At 41.8% G+C, this 7694-nt stretch carries 6 protein-coding genes; all 6 read right to left on the bottom strand.

Going from position 1 to position 7694, the window contains the following annotated elements:
• Positions 1 to 119: 119 nt before the first annotated feature.
• On the bottom strand, positions 120 to 1118 hold the full coding sequence (locus AACW45_RS38285; protein ID WP_190638236.1) for a sensor histidine kinase: 999 nt from the start codon (positions 1116 to 1118) through the stop codon (positions 120 to 122).
• 403 nt (positions 1119 to 1521) lie between these two features.
• Complete coding sequence (locus tag AACW45_RS38280) at positions 1522 to 2112, bottom strand: L-threonylcarbamoyladenylate synthase (RefSeq protein ID WP_190638234.1); 591 nt, start codon at positions 2110 to 2112, stop codon at positions 1522 to 1524.
• A gap of 360 nt (positions 2113 to 2472) precedes the next feature.
• Entirely contained in the window at positions 2473 to 2976 is a 504-nt protein-coding gene (locus AACW45_RS38275) for a hypothetical protein (RefSeq protein WP_190638233.1), read from the bottom strand.
• A gap of 171 nt (positions 2977 to 3147) precedes the next feature.
• On the bottom strand, positions 3148 to 3759 hold the full coding sequence (locus AACW45_RS38270) for a 2OG-Fe(II) oxygenase (protein WP_190638231.1): 612 nt from the start codon (positions 3757 to 3759) through the stop codon (positions 3148 to 3150).
• Between the two features lie 1379 nt (positions 3760 to 5138).
• Positions 5139 to 6023 (bottom strand): fructosamine kinase family protein, encoded by an 885-nt coding sequence (locus AACW45_RS38265; protein ID WP_190638238.1) that lies wholly within the window; start codon positions 6021 to 6023, stop codon positions 5139 to 5141.
• 136 nt (positions 6024 to 6159) lie between these two features.
• Positions 6160 to 7440: a M16 family metallopeptidase gene (locus AACW45_RS38260; RefSeq protein WP_190638229.1), complete on the bottom strand. Its 1281-nt coding sequence runs from the start codon at positions 7438 to 7440 to the stop codon at positions 6160 to 6162.
• Between the last annotated feature and the right edge of the window lie 254 nt (positions 7441 to 7694).

Below are 7694 nucleotides of genomic sequence, written 5' to 3'. Positions count from 1 at the left end.
TCTATCTTTGATAGAAACTCACTCTTTGCGGCTTGTAGTTAGCCCTGTAAGGTGCAAACCTTATCAAGCTAGAAATATTTGATTATATTTTTAGTAACTATTACACAACCAATCTGAGTTTAATTCTCTAACGACGGGAGAAATTCAACTTCAGCGATCGCGAGGGGTATAGATAGTTGTAATCTGGTAAATTCTGTGGTTTCTAACTCAGTGCTAGGAGGAACAATTTCTAATTTTCCTCCCATCGCTTCTAATAGTGTTTGATTGAGTAACAGCTTCATCCCTGGTGACAAATTCGGCTGATTTTTTTGCATCAACACAGATTTGTCTTCTGTATCAATAAACTCTATCGATTTAATAAAATCTATAGATTCACTTCCCGGTAGCGCGTGAACTGGGACATCTAACCAAATGTATGCAATATTACCCGCAGTTGCAGTAGTCAGAGAAATACTTCCTTCTTCCATCTGCGCGATCGCTGTATCTATTAAAGTTACCAATATTTGCCGCAACCAACGCGGATCGGCTAAAACATAAGTTTCTGAATCGGGTGGGGAAATTTGCAAGGGATAATTGCGATTCGCCGCCAGCATGTGAGTTAATTTATCAACCTCTTGCAAAACTTCAGCTAATGACAGAGGTTGAATATCTAACTTATTAGTGCCATGCTCTACCCTGGCAACATTGAGAATTTCATCAATCAGCTTGAGTAATTTTAAGGCTCGTTCGTGAGCTTGCGCCACAAATTCCCGTTCTTCTTCGGGATTTTCACACAAATCCGTCAAAATTAACTGATGTAAACCAATTAAACCATTTAAAGGCGATCGCAGTTCATGGGTAGTTCGCGCTAAAAAACCCGCTTTAAATTGGCTCATCTCCTTAGCCATTGCATATGCTAGCTGAGTTTCTTGTAAGCTTTGGCGCAATTGTGTTAAAGATTCCGGCGCTATTTCTGGTTTCTGGGTAGTCTCAATTACACTATCATCCACAGACTTTGATTCTGTAGTTGCTACTAAAGATGAGCTAGTTATACCCTTGCTAGAACGTCCCCAGAACCAACGAAAACTCACCCCTAAAGCTAGTCCTAATCCTAAATATACCCAGTTACTCCAATTCATAGTATTCGGCAATTATATAATTAGATTCTTTGACCAAAAATCTTCAAAATTAAGTTCCTAATTCTTAGCCTCAGACCTAGATATTGACAATACAGCAATTTTATTATTCCCTAATGCGTTATCTAAACTCCAGTTTCTCAACGCGATAGCAGATTCCGACTGAAAAAAGCAGGGGAGCAGGCTTCCGCCGTGAGCGTCAGCCGAACGGGAGCAAGGGCAATACTGCTCGGTTAAGGAAAATTGTAGGTTGGGTTGAGGCTCTGCGAAACCCAACAGAGCTACCCAAATGTTGGGTTACCCTGCGGGAAGCCCCTTCGTGTCTACGTTCCTCAACCCAACCTACCGCGATTCATCACACAACGAATCGCACCCCTTGCCTAAATGTATAATTTATTTTGCACCACTACTTATTTAACTTGATATTGCCTTGGCGTAAAATTTGCCAATTATTTCCTGTCCATTTAGCCACAGTTGAAGGTACACCCCCTGTAGATGTATCTTGAGAAACTTCTGCAACGTTCAAAGTCAAAGCTTGGGAGAATTGAGCCTCAATTTCTGCCATAGTTTGTAAAGGTGGCTGACCAGAAAGATTGGCGCTAGTGGTAGCTAAAGGGCCTGTTTGAGATAGAATGCGTTGAGCGATCGCGCTATCTGGTACTCTAATGCCAATTGTCGTTGGATCGGTAGGATTCATCACCTTTGGCACTAAATCGGAAGCGGGTAAAACTAAAGTTAATCCACCCGGCCAATATTTATTTGTAATTTCCTGCCAGATTTTATACTCATCTGTTTGACCTTGTACATAAGGCCATAAATCTTCAGCTTTCGCACCCATTAAAATCAACGGTTTATCCTGACTGCGTTGTTTAGCCGCAAAAATTAATTCTGCTTTTTCTGGTAAAGATGCCAGTGCTGGTACAGTATCCGTAGGAAAACTCACCAATAACCCAGCGCGTGCGCCATCTATTAGTTCTGCGAAGGAAACTTGCGTCATATTGCTAGTATTGGGTAGAGCTTGGTGTTAATTTTTCTAAAAATACATCAATCAATTTAAAATTCAAAATAAATTATGCCAAATTGTAGGGGCGGCATACGTATCAACTTAACGCGAAACCCCTATACCGCAAGGAACTGAAGTTCCTTGCTAATAGTCAAAGTCATCTCAAGATGACTAAATATCCTCAAAATCTTAAGTCTACTTCAGTAGGGGCGGGTTCACAGATATGCTCCAATAATTCACGACTATCTCGCTTAACCCGCCCCTACTTGGGTTATTAGCTGATAAGCTTACAGTGAGGCTATTTCTAGCTTAAGCCAGTATGGTGCGTTGTCGTAAAGCGCAACGCACCGTTTATCAGGCTGCTCCAATTTTGCGCTTTCTCAAGGATGCTTCTTTTTCTTTAAATAAAGCTAATAATTCCTTTCGCTTTTCTGGAATTTCTGAAGAATCTTGTATAGAAGTAGTAAATAAATCTTGAGGCATTTTAGTTAATTCAATAGCGAAGTTTAAAGCATCTTGAAAATTTTTAGCACAAAATGTTAAGTAACCAGTTTCAACAGAATAGCCGCCTTTTTTAGTTCCCAAAACAGAATTGTTTTTAAATAAATCTATAATAAAATCCAATCCTTGAGAATTTAAAGAGTGCGATTGATTAAAACTCTCTACAGGATCTAATTCAATTAAAAATTTATATTCTTTAAAGCCAGTAGGATAACCACAATAGATATCAATGTGAACACAATTATCTAACTTTCTTACGCTTTTACTATGTAATATCCAACCTTCAACATTAGAATATTTACTAAAAACTCTGATTTTAGAGTGATATTCATTAGGAATAACAAAACTATTAATCATATAAAAATTCTCCTGAGTATGTAATTTATTTTTCAAAAAACATAATATTTTAAATCATTATGCTGGAGGCGAAATCATATTAAATTGTTAATGGTGCATCGGTGTGTTGCGCTAAACGACAACACACCCTATATTTACATTTTTACCATAGTTTGAAATATTAGCATTGACTTATTTACGTTTTTTTCCCGCAGAATTAGCAACTCTGGACTCAATGGTAAATTCTGGGATTTCTGCCAATTCTACATCACTTAAACTATACTGCTCGCATACCAGACTCAAGCGATAACCGGGGGTTTGCACAGCGTTAACAGAATGGGTTAAATCGCCTTGAAAATAGAGTAAAGTATTTATCTGTGGCTTAATCTGCCCAAGCTGACGTTTTTGCGATCGCAATACCAATTCTCCCCCTTGCATATTCTCTGGTACGCGCACGTAAAGCACGCTGACAAATAATGGCGGCTCAATGGTTTTACAATAGGAACGCAAAGAGCGATCGATATGCGGATCGACACGAGAACCTTCCTTCAGCAACAAAGGATTGAGGTAAAAAGCGTTACAGTTCTCCTTCAGCGCCAAATCCATATAAGGCTTAAAGTAGGGAAATTTTTGTTCTACCTTGGCTATATGTGATTTTTGAAACACTACAGAAAATCCCTTCGTCCCCACAAAATCGCGGTTGAGATTGTTAACCGCAAAATAAGGACAAGCGTGGATTTCTCCCCATAAGTCGTTAAGGTAATTGTTGGGGAAAGCATTGAGTTGTAGTTGATAGTGTTTCACTGTGACGCGAATAACTCTGTTGAATCGGGAAGAACAATGACCAAGAAATCAATTATGCCATTGCTGTGTATGCAGGGAAAGCATTCGTAGTCAGGACTTTATTCTTCACCAAACACCTCGCGCCGTGGAGAGCTACCGGGCTTTAGACATGGGGGTAAGGCGCAGGCGATTTTAATCGCTGTCAAAAACCTTGTGTTTTATGAGATGATACATATATGTCGAAATGGGCAAAGGCACTGTGTAACCCCACAGAAACGGCTTCGCCAGTAGACGTAAAGGCTGTCGCGTAGGCTTGTTAGGGTAGAAACACACTGCTTGCTGAATGGCAAAACAATGTGTTTTTGGGGCGTGGGGATGAGTACATCCTCTGTTTAATCGTAACCGCGCCTAGAGGTTCGGGCAATAGTGTTTCGGAACCTGTACAGGAACCAAACCGCTATATCTCAGGGCTACTAAAAGCCCCCGCATTTATGCGTGGGGAATGCGTTACTACATCGCCTAAATTCATAATTTCTCTCGCATACCCGAAATAACGCCCACAGGCTGGAAGCCTGGGGCTATCATCACAAAGCCCACCTTTGTGGGCTGAATCTTTAGCCCACAAAGGTGGGCTTTGTACGATTAGCCGCACCCTTCTAGGGTGACGGCGGGATTTCGGGATAAGGGAGGGATCTTACCCCTGATTCAACAGCAGAATCCTCAAGGGTGGGGCTAGACAAACAGAACCTACCTGCGCAATGCAATGGCTCCCCTCAATTTAAATTTTTGAATTGTAAATTAAGTTTGTGAATTGTATTTTAACTTTTGCGACTATTATTTTAGCTTTTGCGATTCGCAAACTAACTTTCTGACTCAGAAACTAACAATTACGATTCACAAACTAAGTTTCTGACTCGCAAACTAACACTTACGATTCGCAAACTAAGTTTCTGACTCGCAAACTAAGTTTCTGACTCGCAAACTAACTTTCTGAATCGTATTTCAACTTCACGGATTATATAAGGACTAAAAAAAGAAAATAACCACAAAAATAGCTATATTTATTTTGTTTAATCTTGGATACGCTCTCAGATTGCTGTTATCGTTCATTAGCTTTAAACATCGTCCATTTTGAAAACTGGAGTAGTGCGGGCAGCGTTCGACTGAGCGCTCACGCCGAAGTCTTGCCCGCTAAGAAGCGCAGGGAGCAAGATGCTCCCACTACTTTTAAAACTATGGTTCTCAAAATAAATGTGGTTTAAGGGACTTCCAAATAAAAAAATATTCCAATCATTAACTTACCAAACCCGCAACTCGTAGGGGCGGGGTTACCCCGCCCCTACAATTTGGCATAATTTATTTTTTGGAGTTTCCTAATACTCAATTTTAAGGTGTGGCGTTTAACGCAAAATCTGCTCAATCATCCGATTTGCTTGAGAAGCGTAACCACCACCAAATAAATTGAAGTGATTCAGGATGTGATACAGGTTATAAAGCGCCTTTCTTTGCTCGTAACCGGCATCTAAAGGAAAAACTTCGTGATAACCTTGATAAAATGCGGCGGGGAAACCACCAAATAATTCTGTCATAGCGATATCCACTTCGCGATCGCCAAAATAAGTCGCCGGATCAAATATCACCGGTTCCCCAGACACCGTACACCCCGCATTCCCACCCCATAAATCGCCATGTACTAAAGAAGGTTCTACCTGACGATTCCCTAATAATTCCGGGATAGCTGCTAATAACTTCTCTTCCTTAGGAAAACTCCCCCCGCGTCGCCTAGCTAACTGAAATTGATAACCTAAGCGATGTTTTGCATAAAATTCTACCCAATCTGCCGTCCAATTATTAATTTGGGGCGTGGAACCAATAGTATTGTTAATTTTCCAACCAAAACCTTGACTGCTAGTCGCTTTATGCATTTTTGCTAGCTTTCGCCCCATTTCTTCCCAAGGATTACTGTTACGGTTACCGAGCGGAGTCGAGGTACCCCCCATCTCTAGCCATTCCAACACAATGTAGCCAGAATTTCCAGATGTACCCCAGCACAAAGGTTGAGGAACGCGAATACTAGCGGTATTCAGCATTTCCTCTAAACCCAGCGCCTCAGCTTCAAACATCGCCACCTGGGAAGCTTGATTGAGTTTGACAAAATAGGTACGTTCATTATCAGAGACAGCATAGCCTTGGTTAATGCACCCACCACTCACCGAGCGCCTTTGCTGACTCTGAAACTTTTCTCCCGTCACCCGGCTAATATGGGCATCAATTTCTGTCCACATTGTGTTTATCATTTGCTTTGCTAGAGACGCGATAAATCGCGTCTGTACAAGAGTCATTTGCCAGAGACGCGATGAATCGCGTCTGTACAATTATCCCCCTTCCATGCCCAATGCCCAATGCCCAATGCCCAATGCCCTATTCTGGTTTAATCACAACTACACCATAAGCATCGGGAGAAAGATATTTTTGAGCGGCTTGCATTAAGTCGCTGGCTTCTTGGGCTTGGATATTGGCAGGGTAGTTGAAGGCTGGTTCTAAATCTCCCAGCATGGACTGATAATAACCATACAACCCAGCGCGATCGCTTGGGGTTTCATTACCAAAAATAAATCTGTTGGCGACTCTGCGGCGTACTCGCGCTATTTCTGAGGATTTTACCAATTCTGTTTGTAACATGCGGACGTGTTGCGCGATCGCTTCTTCTACTGCGGCAACATTTTCCACTGGGCATTTAGCAGAAATATAAAATGTTCCTTGTAGCTGATTGCTCATATTGCTCACAGCAATCGAAGAAACTAAATTTCTTTCTTCCCGCAAATCATGTACCAGTCTGGATGTACGCCCATGTCCTAAAATTCCTGCTAAAACATCCAGGGCGTAAGTTTCTTCAATATATTTCAACCCCGGAACTCGCCACACTATCACCAGTCGCGCTTGTTGAAGACTTTCATCCACAAATTCTTGGCGCACAACTTCTGTAAACGCTGGTTCGGGATGGATTACCGATTCTACCCACAATTCCTGATTTTTGCTGGGAATCGTTTCATTAATACCTTGAGCCACAATATCAATTAATTCTTCCGTCGGTAAATTCCCCACAGCCACAGCCGCAATTGATGGGGGTTGATACAAACTCCCGTGAAAATCGCGCATTTGCTGGGGTTTAAGTTGAGAAATCACCGATTCTGGCCCCAATACCGGACGACGATAAGGTAAGCGTTCAAAAGCCATTTCCATCGCCCGCCGAAAAGTCCGCCGTTGGGGACTGTCTTCGGAACGGCGAATTTCTTCCAATACTACCAAGCGTTCCCGCTCAAAAGCATCATCCTCAATGCTGGGATTAAACACCACATCCATTTGTAGCGGCGCAAGTTCGGCAAAATCTTTAGGAGCAGTAGTTATATAGTAATGAGTATAATCTTGGCTAGTAGCGGCATTAGTTACCGCACCTCTTTCTTCAATGCGACGTTCAAATTCGCCACTAGCTAGGCGTTTTGTGCCCTTAAAAATCATATGCTCTAAAAAATGAGCCATGCCGTTAATAGTATCCGATTCTACCGCCGAGCCTACGTTAATCCACAAGCTGAGGTTTACAGCATCAATCGGCATTTGCTCCGCGACTATGGTTAAGCCGTTCGGTAACTGGTGCAGTTTTGGAGCATTGAGACGAGGAAATTTTATCAGGGTTGAGGTCATTGGTAGTAGTGAGTGGTGAGGTGAAAAACGGCCTTACTTCTTTAATCTTATCTATGACTGGTAAGTACTAGTGGGAAAATGGGTATGGGGCATTGGGCATTGGGCATTGGGCATGGGAAAAAGAATTTGGTTGTAAAGTTTTTTCGTGATTGACTAGCTTGAAAAATAGCTTAGGGCGGAGGTAGGCAGCAAGATATGTTGCTGTAGTTGGAAAAATTCGCTCTTCAGCAAGTAATTAACATCACTAGTAGTTG

This window comes from Calothrix sp. FACHB-168 (assembly GCF_963889195.1).
Classification (GTDB): domain Bacteria; phylum Cyanobacteriota; class Cyanobacteriia; order Cyanobacteriales; family Nostocaceae; genus Aulosira; species Aulosira anomala_A.
This window is presented reverse-complemented; position numbering and strand designations above follow the sequence as displayed.

Excerpts from the sequence above, each read along its gene's own strand:
- AACW45_RS38285 (WP_190638236.1), bottom strand. The coding sequence starts at position 1,118 with ATGAATTGGAGTAACTGGGTATATTTAGGATTAGGACTAGCTTTAGGG.
- AACW45_RS38280 (WP_190638234.1), bottom strand. The coding sequence starts at position 2,112 with ATGACGCAAGTTTCCTTCGCAGAACTAATAGATGGCGCACGCGCTGGG.
- AACW45_RS38275 (WP_190638233.1), bottom strand. The coding sequence starts at position 2,976 with ATGATTAATAGTTTTGTTATTCCTAATGAATATCACTCTAAAATCAGA.
- AACW45_RS38265 (WP_190638238.1), bottom strand. The coding sequence starts at position 6,023 with ATGTGGACAGAAATTGATGCCCATATTAGCCGGGTGACGGGAGAAAAG.
- AACW45_RS38260 (WP_190638229.1), bottom strand. The coding sequence starts at position 7,440 with ATGACCTCAACCCTGATAAAATTTCCTCGTCTCAATGCTCCAAAACTG.